13 protein-coding genes are annotated in these 15,592 nt (G+C 74.7%); 8 read left to right on the forward strand and 5 right to left on the reverse strand.

All coding sequences use genetic code 11. The features are described 5' to 3' along the window. Positions 1-127 precede the first annotated feature (127 nt). Positions 128-562 carry a VOC family protein gene (locus tag PSD17_RS21570; protein ID WP_339124300.1) on the reverse strand — a complete coding sequence of 145 codons (435 nt, stop codon included), beginning with the start codon at positions 560-562 and terminating at the stop codon, positions 128-130. A 250-nt stretch (positions 563-812) separates the two neighbouring features. Between PSD17_RS21570 and PSD17_RS21575 the strand changes: the two genes are divergently transcribed. The 6 genes from PSD17_RS21575 to PSD17_RS21600 all read left to right on the forward strand — a co-directional run bounded on the left by PSD17_RS21575 (position 813) and on the right by PSD17_RS21600 (position 10,334). Continuing rightward, complete coding sequence (locus tag PSD17_RS21575; RefSeq protein WP_013677874.1) at positions 813-1,823, forward strand: TerC family protein; 1,011 nt, start codon at positions 813-815, stop codon at positions 1,821-1,823. Between the two features lie 257 nt (positions 1,824-2,080). Then, complete coding sequence (locus PSD17_RS21580; RefSeq protein ID WP_339124301.1) at positions 2,081-5,287, forward strand: ATP-binding protein; 3,207 nt, start codon at positions 2,081-2,083, stop codon at positions 5,285-5,287. 85 nt (positions 5,288-5,372) lie between these two features. Further along, a complete protein-coding gene (locus PSD17_RS21585; protein WP_013677872.1) occupies positions 5,373-7,358 on the forward strand; it encodes a maleylpyruvate isomerase family mycothiol-dependent enzyme in 1,986 nt (661 codons plus the stop codon). Continuing rightward, positions 7,355-7,735, forward strand: a complete 381-nt coding sequence (locus PSD17_RS21590; protein ID WP_339124302.1) for a peroxiredoxin — start codon at positions 7,355-7,357, stop codon at positions 7,733-7,735. Before PSD17_RS21585 ends, PSD17_RS21590 begins: the two co-directional genes overlap by 4 nt. 194 nt (positions 7,736-7,929) lie before the next feature. Beyond that, the gene (locus PSD17_RS21595; protein WP_132975826.1) at positions 7,930-8,820 is read left to right on the forward strand and encodes a hypothetical protein; all 891 of its coding nucleotides are present in this window, start codon (positions 7,930-7,932) and stop codon (positions 8,818-8,820) included. A 62-nt stretch (positions 8,821-8,882) separates the two neighbouring features. Beyond that, positions 8,883-10,334, forward strand: a complete 1,452-nt coding sequence (locus PSD17_RS21600) for a hypothetical protein (protein ID WP_339124304.1) — start codon at positions 8,883-8,885, stop codon at positions 10,332-10,334. Between the two features lie 44 nt (positions 10,335-10,378). Here PSD17_RS21600 and PSD17_RS21605 read toward each other — a convergent pair whose 3' ends face one another. After that, complete coding sequence (locus PSD17_RS21605) at positions 10,379-10,933, reverse strand: sigma-70 family RNA polymerase sigma factor (protein ID WP_339124306.1); 555 nt, start codon at positions 10,931-10,933, stop codon at positions 10,379-10,381. Positions 10,934-11,039: 106 nt separating this feature from the next. On the opposite strand from PSD17_RS21605, the gene PSD17_RS21610 reads away from it, so the two are divergent. Together PSD17_RS21610 and PSD17_RS21615 are read left to right on the forward strand one after the other, a co-directional pair. Next, a complete protein-coding gene (locus PSD17_RS21610; RefSeq protein WP_013677867.1) occupies positions 11,040-11,246 on the forward strand; it encodes a hypothetical protein in 207 nt (68 codons plus the stop codon). Positions 11,247-11,257: 11 nt separating this feature from the next. After that, complete coding sequence (locus tag PSD17_RS21615) at positions 11,258-11,995, forward strand: zf-HC2 domain-containing protein (protein WP_339124307.1); 738 nt, start codon at positions 11,258-11,260, stop codon at positions 11,993-11,995. A gap of 250 nt (positions 11,996-12,245) precedes the next feature. Here the strand turns inward: PSD17_RS21615 and zwf are convergent, their stop codons facing one another. The 3 genes from zwf to PSD17_RS21630 all read right to left on the reverse strand — a co-directional run bounded on the left by zwf (position 12,246) and on the right by PSD17_RS21630 (position 15,587). Next, complete coding sequence (gene zwf / locus PSD17_RS21620) at positions 12,246-13,739, reverse strand: glucose-6-phosphate dehydrogenase (RefSeq protein ID WP_339124308.1); 1,494 nt, start codon at positions 13,737-13,739, stop codon at positions 12,246-12,248. Between the two features lie 153 nt (positions 13,740-13,892). After that, positions 13,893-14,837, reverse strand: a complete 945-nt coding sequence (locus PSD17_RS21625; RefSeq protein WP_339124310.1) for a quinone oxidoreductase family protein — start codon at positions 14,835-14,837, stop codon at positions 13,893-13,895. Positions 14,838-15,017: 180 nt separating this feature from the next. After that, a complete protein-coding gene (locus PSD17_RS21630) occupies positions 15,018-15,587 on the reverse strand; it encodes an NADPH-dependent FMN reductase (RefSeq protein WP_013677862.1) in 570 nt (189 codons plus the stop codon). Positions 15,588-15,592: the final 5 nt, after the last annotated feature.

Genomic DNA, 15,592 nt, shown 5'->3' on the forward strand with positions numbered 1-15,592 from the left:
CCCGCCAACTCAACCCACCGACCGCAGCCTGACGATCTTGAGGTTGACACAGAGGGTGTCATCGGTCGAGCCTGCCGTGCCGCACGGCCGGGCTCCGTCTCAGTTCGAGACGCCCGGTCCGGGAGGCTCATCCGAGCACGACCGTGCCGTCGGCCTCGACGCGGTGGCCGGGGTTGTGCGCGATCTCCCAGACGACGCCGTTCGGGTCGCGGACCAGCGCGTGGAAGATCCTGCCGAACTCGCTCTCCTGCGGCGGCTTGACCACGGCCGCACCCGCCGCGACGGCCGCCGACGCCAGCGTGTACACCCCGGCGCGGTCGCCGACGTTGTGCGCCAGCGTCATCCCGGAGACCCCGCTGGTGCTGCCCGCCGGGAGGCCGAGGTCGCGGTCGAACGACGCCGCGTCGAAGAAGCCGACCAGCAGGCCCGGCGCCACCTGGTAGAAGACGATCTCGCCCGGCACGTCCAGGTGCGGTTCCCACCCGAAGGCGTCGCGGTAGAACGCGCGCGCGGCGTCGAGGTCCGGGGTCGCGAGGGTGACGAAGCTCAGCCGCTGGTCCATCTGTCCTCCTGGGTCGGGACCGGGTCGGTCAGCACCGTAGGCCCGGCGCCCGCGCCGTCGATCCCGTCGTCGTGGGGATCCACATCGGCGCGCCGCCCGACGTCGCGCGGGAACCGGTCGGGCGCAATAGCCTGTGCCGGTCCCGCCGTCGCTCCTCCCGGTGGCCGCGCCGTCGGGCCCGCTCGTGGCAGTGTGGGAACCGGCCGCCCGAATCGTCCGGATCGGTGGGCCTTCGGCGAGGAGGGGTGCGGTGCTGGAGATCGGCGCGCTCGGGTGGGGTCTGACGATCGCGCTGGTCGTGGTTCTCCTGGCGATCGACCTGGCCGTCGCGGCGGCCCGCCCGCACAAGGTCGGGTTCCGCGAGGCCGTGCTGTGGTCGGTGTTCTACATCGCCGTCGCGGTGGCCTTCGGCGTCGTCCTGTGGATGACGGCGGGCAGCCAGTTCGGCACCGAGTTCTTCGCGGGCTACATCGTCGAGAAGAGCCTGTCGGTCGACAACCTGTTCGTCTTCGTGATCATCATGTCGACGTTCGCGGTGCCCGAGGAGCACCAGCACAAGGTGCTGACGTTCGGCATCGTGCTCGCGCTGGTCATGCGCGGCATCTTCATCGCCCTCGGCGCGACGCTGCTCAACTACTTCTCGTTCATGTTCCTGCTCTTCGGCCTGCTGCTCCTCTACACCGCGGTCCAGTTGTTCCGGCACCGCGACGAGGACCCGGACGTCGAGGACAACGGCCTGGTCAAGGTCGCCAGGAGACTCCTCCCGGTCACCGACGAGTACGACGGCGGCAAGCTGCTCACGCGCGTGGGCGCCCGCCGGATGGTGACGCCGCTGCTCATCGTGCTGATCGCCATCGGCGGTATCGACCTGCTCTTCGCGCTCGACTCCATCCCCGCGGTCTTCGGGGTGACGAGGGAGGCCTACATCGTCTTCGCCGCGAACGCCTTCGCCCTGCTCGGGCTGCGTGCGCTGTTCTTCCTGGTCAAGGGCCTGCTCGACCGTCTGGTGTATCTCTCGACGGGCCTCGCGATCATCCTCGCGTTCATCGGCGTGAAGCTGATCCTGCACTGGCTGCACGTCGACATCGCGCCGTCCGTGCCCGAGATCCCGACGCCGCTGAGCCTCGGCGTGATCGTCGGCGTCCTGCTGGTCGTCACCGTCGCGAGCCTGGTGAAGACGCGCCGCGACCCGACCGCGACGGCTCACGCGGGGTCACTGCGGGCGACCCGGCCCCGCGAGCAGGCCGAGCGCGACGGCTGAGGACCGGTCACGCAGTAGTTCGGGGTGTTTGTCCGGGTACGGTGGCGCGGTGTCGAGCCCGCCGCGCATCAGGCTGCTCGGCCGTCTCGAGGTGTGCTCCCCGGAGGGTGCGCCCGTCACGCTCGGCGGCCCGCGCGAACGGTCGCTGCTCGGCCTGCTGGCCCTGCACCCGAACCGCGTCCTGCCCGCGCAGTGGCTCGTGGACCCTGTGGGCCGAGCGGCCCGGGTCGGGGAGCCGGGTCACCGTCCGCACGCATGTGTCGCACCTGCGCCGCCGGCTGGCCGCGGCCGGGCTGCCCGACGTCCTGGTGACCCGGGCGCCGGGCTACCAGCTGGAGATCGAGCCCGACGACGTCGACAGCAGCAGGTTCGAGCGCCTCGTCCGGCTCGGGCAGGAGGCGCTGGGAGCCGGTGACGCCGCCGCGGCGGCGACGGGACTCCGCACCGCGCTGGGGCTGTGGCGGGGCCCGCTGCTCGCCGACCTGGAGGAGCCGGAGTTCGCGGCCGACAGCGCAGCCCGGCTCGACGAGCTGCGGCTGACGGCGCTGGAGAGCTGTCTCGCCGCCGAGCTCGACCTCGGCCGCCATCTCGACGTGGTGGCCGAGCTGGAGGCGCTCGTCGCGCACCACCCGTTCCGGGAACGGTTGTGCGGGCAGCTCATGGTGGCGCTCTACCGCTGCGGGCGGCAGACCGAGGCCCTTGCCGCGTACGCCGCGGCGCGGTCCCGGCTCGCCGACGAGCTCGGTCTCGACCCCGGCCCCGAGCTCGCCGCCCTCGAAGCGGCGATCCTGCGGCAGGACCCGGTCCTGCTGCCGGCGCACCACCACGCACCCCCGGTCCGACGGCAGGACGCGCGCACCGTCGTCGAACCGCCGCCCGACGCGCTCTTCGCCGCAGCGCGTCGGCTCCGGCTCGTGGGCCGCGACGCCGAGCTCGCCCGGCTCGCAGCGCTGTGGCGCGAGACGTGCGCGGGCGCCTCGCCCGTCGTCCTGCTCAGCGGGGAGGCCGGCGTGGGCAAGTCGCGGCTGGCCGCCGAGCTGGCTCGGCTCGTGGCCGACGACGGCGGCCGTTGTCTCATCGGCCGCTGCGACCCGGTCGCGGCGGCGCCGTACCGGCCGCTCGCGGCGATCGTGCGGATGTGCGCGCAGCCGGCGGCGCCGCGGGCCGGCGAGCCGGCCGCCGGGATCGAGGTCCTGCTCGACGCCCCACCCGGGCCGGCCGGTGGCCGTCCGGAGCCGGCTGCCGCCCTGCGACTCCTGCTCGCCGGCACCGCGCACACCAACCCGACGGCGGTCGTCGTCGAGGACGCCGAGTGGATCGACCCCGCGAGCGCCGACCTGTTGCGAGCGCTGGCCGCCGATCCGCCCGCGAGGCTCATGCTGCTGATCTGCTTCCGGGATCCGCCGGGCAGCCGCCACGAGCCGCTGCGCGCCCTCCTCGGCGACGGTGCGGCCGTCGCCGAGCGGGTCGTGCTCGGTCCGCTGGCCGAACCCGATGTGCGTCGGCTGGCGGGCGAGATACTCGGCCGAGCGGTCCCCGATGGCGCGGCGCACCGGTTGTGGGAGCGGTCCGGGGGAAACCCGTTCTTTCTCACCGAGATCGTGCGGGACCTGCGGGACCGGCGCGAGGAGCCGGCCGTCGGCCCCTTCAGACGGATCCCGACCCGGATCCGCGACGTCCTGCGCGACCGGGTCGCACGGCTGCCACCGGTGGCCCAGCACGTCGTCACGGCCGCGGCGGTGGTGGGCGGTGAGGTCGGGTTCGAGCTGCTCGCGGCCCTCGTCGACGGCTCCGAGGACGACCTGGTCGACGGTATCGAGCGTGCCGTCGACGCCGGCCTGTTGCTCCCGGCCGGACAGGGCTGGGGCAGCAGGTACGCCTTCCGACACGGGCTGATCCGGGACTGCGTGTACGACGACGTCGCCGGTCGCCACCGGGAACGGCTGCACGCGAGGGCCGGCCGGGCGCTGCTCACCGACCGGAACGTCGCTGCGGCGGCAGTGCACCTGCGGGCCGCGGGCCCGGCTGCCGACGCGGCCGAGGTGGCGGCGGTGAGCCTGCGTGCCGCGGAGCTGACCGGCGCCCGCGCGGCCTGGGAGGACGCCGTCGGGCACGCCGAGGCCGCCGTGGCGATCCTCGCGAGGATCGACGCGCCGGCGGAGGCCCGGGCGGACGCCGCGGTCGGAACCGCCATGCTGCGGATCAAGTCGGGGCGGGGCCATCCGGAGGCGATCCGGCACCTGGAGGAGGCAGTGGGGCTCTACCGCGCCGCCGGCTCCGACGAGCTGCTCGGCGCCGTCCACAGCCGGATCGGTGGGGCGCTGAGCACCCACCACTCGGTGATGGACATCCCGCGCGCGCTGGAGCATCTCGCCGCCGCCGAGCGGCTGCTCGCAGAGCCGGCCGCGGTGTTCCACCTGCAGCGGGGGCTGACCCAGGCGGCGATGTACGGCATGCGCACCGCGCTGCTGGCGACGGCCGCGGACCGGGCCGGCGAGCTGGCGAGGCGGCTGGGCCGCCGCGATCTGGGCGTGCTCGCCGGTTGGGCCCGCGGGTGGGCCCTGTTCAACCGCGGGGAGCCGGCTGCCGCGGACGCCTGCTTCGAGGAGGTCTGGGCCGTCGCCCACGAGCTCGGGGATCCCTTCCTCGGGTGGGCCCCGGTCAACGCCGGGGCACTGGCCGCCACCGCCTACCTCCTCGATCCCACCCGCGGCCGGGACTGGTGCCGCCGGGGACTCGCCCAGCCCGGATTTGCGGGCTTCGCCGACCCTCATACCGCCGTGCTGGACCAACTCGCGCTCGCGCAGGTCGAGGCCGGTGAGCTCGCGGCGGCCCGGCGCACCGTCGGGCGCCTGCCCGCCGAGTCGGTCAGCCGGCGTCTGCTGGCCTTCCGGTCCGGTGCGGTCGAGCGGGCCGCGCACGGCTGGGCAGCGGCGCTGCGGGCCGACGAGGCGGCGGGCGACCTGCACGACGCCGCCCTCAACGCGCGCTGGCTCGCCATGGCACAACTGGCGCTCGGCGACCGTGCCGGTGCGGATGAGTCCTTGACGAAGGCGGTGGCCTGGGCGGTCTCCGCGCCACAGGTCCCCACCGAGCTCGTCGCGCGGGCCGAGCTCGCCCGGGTGCGCGTGGGCGCCGGTGACCTGGGCGCGGCCCGGGCGCAGCTCGACGCGTGCGACCTGATCCTGGCCGGCGGGGCGGACTGGCGGGGTGCTGCCGGGGTCGTCGAGCTGGCCCGCGGGGCCGTGGCGGCGGCTGCCGGAGACCGTCGGCGAAGCGACCGGTCCCACCGGCTGGCCGTCGAGTCGTTCGTCCGGTACCGGACGCCGTGGCACCGGATCGAGGCGTTGCGCGCCTGGTCGCGGGCCCGGCGTGAACTCGGCGACCCTGCGGGCGCGACGGGTCCGGCCAAGGCGGCCGACGAGCTGCGGGCGCGGCTGACCGGCCGCGGGAGCACCGGTTGAGCCGCCCGTCCCGGACCTCAACGCGATCTCAACACCGGACGGCCATCGTGATCGGTACCGAGGACCCCACAGCGACGGGAGCGAGATGGACCGGGCCTATGACGTCATCGTGGTCGGTGCCCGCTGTGCCGGGTCCGCCCTCGCGACGGTGCTGGCCGACGCAGGTGCGCGCGTACTGCTGCTCGACCGCGATCCCTTGCCGTCGGACACGGTGTCGACCCACCTGCTGTTCCCCGACGCGGTGGCGCTGCTCGACGAGCTCGGCGCGCTGGACCGGCTCGCCGGGGCTCACGAGCTGCCCTGGCTGCAGTTCGGCTGGCGGGTGCACGGGCACGAGGTCGGGGGCGCCTTCACCCCGGTCGGCGGCTTCGATCTCGCGACCTGCGTCCGCCGGAACGTCCTCGATGCCGCCCTCCTCGACGGCGCGATCGCCGCCGGCGCCGAGGTCCGTTCCGACTGCGCGGCCGTGGGCCTGATCGGTGCCGGTACCGACGAGGATCCGGTGCGCGGGGTGGTGCTGGCCGATGGCGCCCGGCTCGCGGCCGGCCGGGTGGTCGGCGCGGACGGCCGGACATCGCTCGTCGCGCGTAGCCTGCGGCTGGCCGCGCAGCAACGCCGCCGCGGCGAGATGGCCTTCCTGCTCGGCTACTGGCGCGGGCTGCCGGGACACGGCTGGTGTCGGATCGACACCCACGAGCATGCGGCGCTGATGTCCGCACCGTGCGAGGACGGGATCCATCTGCTGTCGCTGGCCGGACCCCCCGGGCTGACCCGAGGCAGCGCCGCCGTGCGCCGCGCCCGGTACCTGGAGGGTCTCAGGCAGTTCCCCGCGGTGCTCAACCAGCGGCTGCTCGAAGGAGCCGAACAGATCTCGCCCGTCGTCGCGGTCCCCGAGACGATGATGCGGGGCTTCCGGCGCCGAGCCGCGGGCCCGGGCTGGGCGCTGGTCGGGGACGCGGGGGCGGTGACCCATCCGGCGACGGCGCAGGGCATCGGGGACGCCCTCGCACAGGCCCGGCACGTCGGTCGCGCGCTGGCGGCCGGATGTGAGCTGGACGGCTTCCAGGCGTGGCGGGACGCCCGGTCCGCCGGTCACGACGCCTGGTCGTTCGAGATGGCGCGCTTCGGCAACGCGCGGGCCGCGGCGGTGTTCGCTGGTCTCGCCGCCGACCCCGGCGCCGGGGCGGAGTTCCTCGACGTGCTCACCAAGCGTCGTCGGCCCACTGCCGTGCTGCACCGCTCGCGCCTGGTCCGGTGGGAGGCCGCCCGCGCGTACGAGGACGGCGTGCGGACGCTGGCCGCCCTCGTGACGAACCCGGCCGGCGACCTGCGGACGACAGTCGTCCCCGCGTGCCCGAGATGGACCGCCCGGGACCTGCTGGCCCATCTCGCGGGGGTGGCGACGGACGTCGTGCGGGGTGCGTACTTCACCGACGCCGTCCGTGCGTGGGCCGACGAGACAGTCGCCGCCCGCCGGGAGTCCTGGACCGCCGAGCAGGTCGCCTCGCGCGCGGATGTCGGCGTCACCGACCTCGTCGCGGAGATCGAGCGGCAGGGCGCGGAGCTGGTCGCGGACCTGCGCCGGGGCACCGGCCACGCGGCCGGGGCGCCGGAGTGGCTGCACAGCGCACCCGTGGCGGACCTCGCCGTGCACCTCGACGACCTGCGGGAGGCACTCGGTGTAGAGGTGGAGCCGGACTCACCCCTGACCCGGTTCGGGTTCCGCGTCTACCGGGACTGGCTCGGGCTGAGACTGGAGCAGACCGGCCGCGCCCCGCTGCTGCTCACCGACGGGAACCGGCGCTGGCAGGTGGGCGGCGCGGGGGAGCCGGGTGCGGTGCTGCGCGCCTCCCGGCACGAACTGTTCCGGATCGTCACAGGTCGGCGGGCACGGACGGATCTCCGGAACCGCTCGTGGTGCGGTGATCCGGAGCCCTACCTGGAGCTCATCGCTCCCTATCCGCTCGCCGAGCCCGCGGGCGCGGCAGGCCGCACGACCACCGGCGATCTCGCCGGCGCCGCCACGGTCCAGACCGGAGCGGGCCGCCCGAACCGAGGAGAGGATCGATGACGACCGGCAGCACAGCGACCAGTGGTCGCGCCGTGGTCAACCTGACGACCGGGCTGGAGGATCCCGAGCGGGTCACCGTGGCGATGCTGACCGCGGTCGCCGCGGCCGAGTCCGGCCGCCCGACGATGACGTTCCTGAGCAAGGAGGCTGCCCGGCTCGCGGGGCCAGGCGTCGCGACCGCGACGGCCTGCGCGGGCTGCCCGCCGTTGACCGAGTTGTTCGAGCGCTACGCCACGGCCGGCGGCCGATTCCTCGTGTGTCCGATCTGTGTGGATGCGAAGAGGCTCGACACCGACCTGATCCCCGGAGCGGAGCTCGGCGGCACCGTTCCGTTGTGGGAGTGGATCGGCGACGGCGCCACGACGTTCAGCTTCTGATGCGACGAGCGCATCGCCGCGCCCCGTGCGGGGGCGTGGTCCTCGCGCCCGCCGACCCACTGGTCCGGACACCGTCAGGACCAGTCTTCCGACCACCGGTCGCGACCGCGACCGACCGATCCCGAGGACGACCGAGGATGTCTGGACCCACCCGTCGCGCGGCCCTGGTGGCCGCCGCAGTCACCGTTCTGTTCGTGACGACCACCGCCGGAGCTGCCGGGGCCGCACCGTCCGGCGCGGGCGCCCGCGCCGCCGCGGCAACCGGCTCCGAACCCGGCACCGATCCGGCCCCGCCGCCCCCGGGGCCGGCGTCCCGCGTCCCCGCAGATGCGCCGACGGCCCCCCGACCCACCACCAACGCACCGCCGGACCCGTTCCACGACGCTCCCACCCCGGCGATCCACCGGGTCGTCAGCGGGCTGCGGCTCGAGTCGAAGAGCGTCAACCTCAAGCTGTCGGCCCGGCCCGGGCTCGGGGCCGGCAGCCCCGTGCGGGTGGCGGTCCGGTTCACCACCGCGTCCCCGTGGCAGGAGGCGCTCTACTCGGAGAGCAGCGGCCTGGTCCTGCGCGCGGCCGTACCGCACGCCGACTTCGCGAGCCGCCTGGAGACGGTGACGGTCCGGCTGCAGGACACCGCGACCGGAGCGAGCTACCTGAAGGTGTGGGGGCACCGGGTGAACCCCGTTGCCGACGTCCGGATCGGCGATCTCACCTTCGGCACCTCCGAGGACTGCGATCCCGGGGTCCCGCCGTGGAGCGCGCCGGACCCGGACGTCTACTGGCGCGACGCGCACGGCAGGTCGGGGTTGGCAGCCCTGGGTGACAACGAGCGGGCCGGCCGGATCCCGGAGTTCGCCCACACGCTGACCGAGGTGAGCGCCGCCGACGGGCTGCGCGCGCCCACTGCGGCGTGGAACGACCGTGACCCGGTCTTCGATCCCGGTGCCGATCCGAAGGACAGGGGTCCGCTGCTGCCCGCACGCACGGACCGGGTCGCGTGGACCGAGGAGGCGACCTCGGGCGACTGCAGCGCGGAGCTGGCCTTCGAGATGACGGTGACGCCGCGGTCGTACCCGACGTTCTGACGGGGAGCCCTGTCGCGGAGGGCCGGAGACGGGCATCGAGCGGGAAGGGCGCGGCGGTCGGGGTGGGTGGCGGCGAACACGGGGCACGGGCCGACGACGACGAGCGGGCGCTGTGGGAAACCGTGCTGGCCGATCCGGACGATCCCGCGCCGCGGATCGGCCTCGCCCTGCTCTGGCGGCGCCGCGGCGACCCGCGCGCCGAGCTGGTCCGGATCGAGTTGGCGCTCGCCGCGCAGGACGAAGCGACCGGACAGCGGGATCCGGTGCTGATGCGCCGTAGGCGGGCACTGCTGGACCGGGTCGGCCACCGCGCCGCGGGCCCGGTCGTCGAGCTGGTCGACGGCTACGACTTCCACCGCGGCTTCGTCGGTGAGGTGAGACTGCCCGTCGACCGGTTCCTCGAGGTCGCCGACCGGCTGCTCCGCACGGCGCCGGTGCAGCACCTCGATCTCACCGCCCCGCACACCCGGTTGGCCGAGCTGCTGCGCTCACCTCACGTCGGCCGCATGGTGTCGCTGTCGCTCGCCGGGCTCGGGCTCGACGACGAGGCCGCTGCTGATCTCGCCCGGGCCGAGCAACTGCGGTCGCTGCGCTGGCTGTCGTTGGCACACAACCGGATCGGCCGGCCCGGGGTGGACGCGCTCGCCGAGTCGCCGGTCCTGGCGGGGCTGTCGGTGCTCGACCTGACGGGCAACCCGTGCGATCCGGTGCCGCGGCCCTCGGGCAGGGACCTCGACGGGCGGATCTCCGCGATGGAGCGCCCGACCCCCTGGGACGGGCCGGTCCCCGCCTGGTTGGCCCATCCCGCACAGCCGGAGCAGTGGCCGCTCGGTCGCGACACCTACCGCAGGCACGCCCCGGCTGCGGGCGGGCCGCGCAGCACGATCACCGTGGCCCCACCGGAGGCCACCTGGCGGGTGCAGCGCTGCTGGGCCTCCTGGACGGTGGCGAGCCGGCCCGACCCCGCCCTGTCACCGCAGCAGGCACTGGCGATCGCCGCCACGCGGATGCTCACGGCGCTGACCGGGTTCGCCGTCCCCGCCGCTTTCGACTGCCGTGGGCCGGGGAGCGGAGCGGAGCCGGACCGGCTGCTGCACCGGCACCCGCGGGGCACTCCGATCGACGAGCGGACGGTGCTCGCGCTCCTGCGCCGGTGCCCGCGGGCGGCCCAGCTGCGCCTCGATCTCGACGTGGAGCTGGAGTCGGCGGGAGGCGCCGTCGACGTGCTCGTGGACGGCGCGCAGGTCCGTGTGCAGTACCGGGACGGTGCCGTGGGGCATCGGCTCGACCTGCACTGCGATGCTCACTCGTGGCACACCTGGGATGGGCGCAGACACAACACCGGGCCGGCCACACTCAACGCACCCCGCCTCGCCTCGTTCCTCGCCCGCCTGACGATCGCCACCGGCGGCACGTGCACAGCGAAGGGACCACCGGGAATCGTCGACGAGAACGGTGTCGTCCCGCGCGGGCTGCTGACCGGCTGGGTGGTGCGGTCCCGACCGCGCTGGTGAGCCGAGGGGCCGTCTCGTCGGCGCGACGCAGGAGGACCGGCAGGTCATCCCGAGGCGATCGTGCGGCCCGGTTCGAGCGCGGCCACCAGGTCCTCGCGGGCGCGCGCCACCCGCGAGCGGATCGTGCCCACCGGGCAGCCGCAGACCTGCGCCGCGTCGGCATAGGCCAGGCCGAGCAGCTGGGTGAGGACGAACGCGTCGCGACGGTCGGGCTCCAGGCGGTCGACCAACGCGCCGACCAGCACCGCCTCGTCGATCGCCCGGCCGCGCGGGGCGTTCACCGCCTCCCAGTCGTCGACCGCGACGGTCCGCGGACGGCGCACCGCGTCGCGCACGGCGTCGGCGGCCGCGCGCCGGGCGATCGCGAGCAACCAGGCACGGGCGGGCCCGTCGCCGGTGAAGCCCGGCAGCGACCGGACCGCGCGCAGGTAGGTCTCCTGCAGGAGGTCGTCGGCCTCGTCCGCGCCCGCGAGGTGCACCAGGAACCCGCGCACGTCGTCACGGGTGGCCCGGACGAACTCGTCGAGTGCCGCCCGGTCGCCCCTCGCGGCGGCGAGGGCGCGGTCCGTGACGTGGCCGTCGGTCGGGCGGGGTGCCATGGCGCGACGGTAGAGATCACCCGCGCGCCACGATCGGGTCGGCCTCGCCGCCACACGTCCGGGTGACACCGGGAACTCCGGGCGCCGCGGCGCCGACCTCTCCTACATGCGCCACATCGCCACGTTCTGCGGTAGCTGCAACTGCGGATGCCCCGAGCTCCATGTCGACGACGCCGCCGTGCCGGAGAAGCGGATCGTCATCACCGACGACTTCGGCCAGCGGATCCAGATGAGCGTCGAGCAGCTCGCCGACCTCGTCGCCGACGTCCGCCGCGGCGTGCTCGACGAGGTCGTCGCGCCGGCCGCACGCTGACCACACGCGGGATGGACTGCGCGACCTGCCGGGAGGTGCTCTCCGCGCGGCTCGACGGTGAGGACCTGCCGGGCGAGGCCGTCGCGAGCGACGCGCACCTCGCCGGCTGCGCGCGGTGCCGCGCGTTCCACGAGCAGGCCGCCCGGGTCACGCGGCTGACCCGGACCCGGCTCGTCGACCCGAGCGGGCCGCGTGACCTGCCGGCGCTCGACCTGCCGCCTGTCGTGCCCGCCCGCACCCGGCTCGACGTGCTGCGGGCGCTCCTCGCGGCCGCCGGCATCGCCCAGCTGGCCCTGGGGGTCAGCGGTCTGCTCGACGCGGCGGCGGCCGGGCAGCACGGCGGGCTGCTCGGCGGTGCCGGGCTGGCGCACCTCGGCCACGAGAGCGCCGCGTGGAACCTCGCCGTCGGTGTCGGGTTCCTCGCCGTCGCGCTGCACGCCGCCCGCCCCGCGGGCAGCCTCGTCGCGATGCTCGGGGCGTTCACCGCGGTGCTCCTGCTGACCTCGGGCATCGACGTCGTCTCCGGCCGGGTGGGCCTCGGCCGGTTGGCCGGGCACACCGTGCTGGTGACGGGGCTGGTCGTGCTCGTCGTGCTGGGGCGCCGCGGCCCGGGCGACGACCGTCGCCACCGCGCCGGCCGGCCCGCGGCACACCGCGCCCCGCTCGTGTCGGACGACGCGCCCGTCGCGCCCGTCGATGCAGGTCCGGGGTACCCCGACCTGCGCCCTTCGGCCCGCCGGGCGGCCTGAGCCCGCACGCCTACCCGCGGCCGGGCGACCGACCAGGCCGGCGGCCCGCCGGTACCCGGCCCGCACCGACAGACGGTGCCCGCCGGGCCCGGCCCGCCGCCGGCCGCCACCCGGACGGCCGCAACCCCACTGCTCTCCGCGCGCGGAGACGCGACGGTGAGGTTGCGCGCGTGGGGCGGGCCGCAACCCCACTGCTGCTGTTGTCGCCCGCGAGGACGGTGAGGTTGCGCCCGGAGGGGGAGCGCGGCCGTTACTCGCGCCAGGCCCGCTCGAAGGGCAGCCGCCAGGCGCTGGGGGCGATGAGCTGGTGGATCGCGTTGGGGCCCCACGTGCCCTGCGGGTAGCTCTTGACCGGCGGCGGGTCGTCCAACAGCGGCGCCGAGCGTTCCCAGAGCGACTCGATGCCCTCCGCGGTGTTGAACAGCGTGTGGTCGCCGCGCATGGCGTCGAGGATGAGCCGCTCGTAGGCCTCGAGGACGTCGCCGCCGTGCTCGGTCTCCTGCGTCGAGAACTGCATCGACAGCTTCTCCAGTCGCATCCCCGGTCCCGGCCGCTTGCCGTAGAAGGACAACGAGACCCGGCCCGATTCCGCGAGGTCGAAGGTCAGGTGATCCGGTCCCTGCGAGCTGACGCCCGAGCCCGTCGGGAACATCGTCCGCGGCGCCTCCTTGAAGGCGATGGAGATGATGCGCATGCCCTCGGCCATCCGCTTGCCCGTCCGCAGGTAGAACGGGGTGCCGGCCCAGCGCCAGTTGTCGAGGCCGACCTTCAGCGCGATGAACGTCTCGGTGTCGGACTCGCGGCTGACACCTTCCTCGTCGCGGTAGCCGACGTACTGGCCGCGCACGACGTCGGACGGGTGGATCGGCAGCAGCGACCGGAAGACCTTGTTCTTCTCCTCGCTGATCGCCCGCGGCTCCAGTGCCGTCGGCGGCTCCATCGCGACGAACGCCAGCACCTGCATCAGGTGCGTGACGACCATGTCCTTGTAGGCGCCCGTCGACTCGTAGAAGTTCGCGCGCAGGTCCAGGCCGAGCGTCTCGGGGATGTCGATCTGGACGTGGTCGATGAAGTTACGGTTCCAGATCGGCTCGAACAGGCCGTTGGCGAAGCGGAACGCCAGGATGTTCTGCGCGGCCTCCTTGCCGAGGAAGTGGTCGATCCGGAAGATCTGCGACTCGTCGAAGACCTCGTGGACGAAGTCGTTGAGCCGGACCGCGCTGGCGAGGTCGGAGCCGAACGGCTTCTCCATGACGACGCGCGAGTCCGCCACCAGGTCGGAGTCGCGCAACATCGTGATGACCGCCTCCGCGGCCCTCGGCGGCACCGAGAGGTAGTGCAGCCGCCGGCAGTCGGGACCCAACAGTTCCTGCGCGCCCTTGACCGCGGAGGACAGCCCCTCCGGCCCCGCGCTCTGCGGGACGTAGGTGAGCCGCTCGGCGAACTGGGCCCAGCCCTCGTCGTCGAGCTTGTGCATGCCGAAGCTCTCGATCGCGGCACGGGCGAGGGCGCGGAACTCGTCGGTCGTGATGTCCTCCATCGCGGTGCCGACGACGCGGATGTCCGGTGCCAGCGACGACCGCTCCAGGTAGGCCATGCCCGGCAACAGCTTCCGCTTGGCGAGGTCGCCGGTGGCGCCGAAGAGGACGATGACGTGCGGCGCCAGCGGCTCGGTGTCACGCAGCCGCGGCCGCGCGCCGGTGGCCGGATAGGCGATCGTCTGAGCACGACGGGGGCTGACCACAGCTGCGACCTCCCACAGAACGCGTCCCGGCGGACCGCGCGGGACCTCTCCCGGGGGAACCGTACTCAGATCCCGCCCCCTCCTCAGGTCGGCGAGGTGTCCGGCCGGTGACGTTCCGACGCAGGCACTCGGCCCAGCCGGGGGCGGGTGCCGTCAGGGCCGCAGCACGACCTTGCCGCCCGCGTGCCCGCTCTCGACGAGCGCGATCGCCTCGGCCGCCTCGACCAGGGGGAACGTCCTGGCGACGACGACGCGCAGCGTCCCGTCGGCCAGCGCCGGGAGCAGGGTGCGCCACGCGTTCGACCGGATCTCGGTGCCCGGGTCCGCGCCCGGCCCGCCACCGATCAGCGCGATGCCCTCGGAGGCACGGCCGAACGCGGCGATCGAGACGATGCGGCGGCGGTCGGCGACCAGCTCCAGCGAGGTGTCGACGGCCTCGTCGGTGCCGACGGTGTCGACCGCGGCGTCCACACCGGACGGTGCAGCCCGCCGGATGCGGTCCGCGAGCCCCGCGCCGTAGGTGACCGGGACCGCGCCGTAGCCGCGCAACGTCTCGTGGTGCCGCTCGCTCGCCGTCGCGACGACGGCGGCGCCGCGGGCCAGCGCGAGCTGCGTGACGAGCGAGCCCACCCCGCCCGAGGCACCGTGCACCACCAGGGTGTCGCCCGCACCGGCTCCGACGACCTCGAGGGCGTGCACCGCGGTGGCGCCGACGAGCAGCACCGCCGCGGCCTCCTCCCACGACACGTCGGCCGGCTTCGGGACGACGTTCCGCGCCGCGACGGTGAGCTCCCCGGCGAACGCGCCGGGCGCGGGGTACACGACGACCTCGTCGCCGACCGCGAGCGGGCCGGCCGGGCCCTCCGCGCCGGGACCGACGGCCGTGACGACGCCCGCCGCCTCGCTGCCGATCCGCATCGGGAGCCTCGCCGGGTCGGCGCCCATCGTGCCGCTGAAGCGCTTGTGGTCGATCGGGTTGACCGACGCGGCCACCACCCTGACCGTGACCTCGCCGGGGCCGGGCGCGGACACGTCGACGTCGACGACGGACAGGACCTCCGGGCCACCGAACGCGGTGGCCACGATCGCTGTGGTCATGCGGCCAGTCAACCGCTCCACCCCGCCTTCGTCCGACCCGGGACCCGGCCCCGCCCCGACGCCACCGACCCCGGCGCAACCTCACTGCTGCGGATCGGCCGCGGGACGACGCTGGGGTTGCGCGCGACGCGGGGTCGCGGGCCGACCACGTCCCGCGGGCTCGTGGGCGCGGGACGTGGGTCAGGCGCGGGGGCGCAGCGGTTCGATGGCGGTCCGCAGGCGGGCGATCTCGTCGAACATGGTCTTGGCGGCGGCGACCATGACGTCGTTGGCGACGAGGGTCCCGTCGTCGGCGATCTTCTCCCCGATGAACGGGATGTGGACGGCGTCGACGGCCGGGACCATCCGCAACGTCGTCAGGACGCTGCGCAGCGCGACCGCCGCCCGGGTGCCCGCGGAGACCCCGCCGTAGGACACGATCCCGGCCGGCTTGTAGCGCCACTCGTGGTTGAGGAAGTCGATCGCGTTCTTCAGCGAGCCCGGGTAGGAGCCGTTGTACTCGGGCGTCACGAAGACGTGGGCGTCGCCGCGCGCGACCGTCGCCGACCAGCGCTTCGTGTGCTCGTTCGTGTACTGCGCACGGACGGGGTGGATCGGCTCGTCGAACATGGGCAGGTCGATCTCGGCCAGGTCGAGCACCTCGACGTCGAACCCGCCGTGCTCCCTCGCGCGCTCGGCGATCCAGGCCGCGACGGGCGCGCCGACGCGGCCGGGCCGGGTGCTGCCGACGACGATCTGCAGAACGGGCACGGGCT

It is taken from the genome of Pseudonocardia sp. D17, assembly GCF_036984265.1.
In the GTDB taxonomy this organism is placed as follows: Bacteria; Actinomycetota; Actinomycetes; order Mycobacteriales; family Pseudonocardiaceae; genus Pseudonocardia; species Pseudonocardia benzenivorans.

Bases quoted from the DNA above. Each gene is read 5' to 3' on its own strand.
- PSD17_RS21570 (WP_339124300.1), bottom strand. From the start codon at position 562: ATGGACCAGCGGCTGAGCTTCGTCACCCTCGCGACCCCGGACCTCGAC.
- PSD17_RS21585 (WP_013677872.1), top strand. From the start codon at position 5,373: ATGGACCGGGCCTATGACGTCATCGTGGTCGGTGCCCGCTGTGCCGGG.
- PSD17_RS21590 (WP_339124302.1), top strand. From the start codon at position 7,355: ATGACGACCGGCAGCACAGCGACCAGTGGTCGCGCCGTGGTCAACCTG.
- PSD17_RS21605 (WP_339124306.1), bottom strand. From the start codon at position 10,933: ATGGCACCCCGCCCGACCGACGGCCACGTCACGGACCGCGCCCTCGCC.
- PSD17_RS21610 (WP_013677867.1), top strand. From the start codon at position 11,040: ATGCGCCACATCGCCACGTTCTGCGGTAGCTGCAACTGCGGATGCCCC.
- PSD17_RS21615 (WP_339124307.1), top strand. From the start codon at position 11,258: ATGGACTGCGCGACCTGCCGGGAGGTGCTCTCCGCGCGGCTCGACGGT.
- PSD17_RS21625 (WP_339124310.1), bottom strand. From the start codon at position 14,837: ATGACCACAGCGATCGTGGCCACCGCGTTCGGTGGCCCGGAGGTCCTG.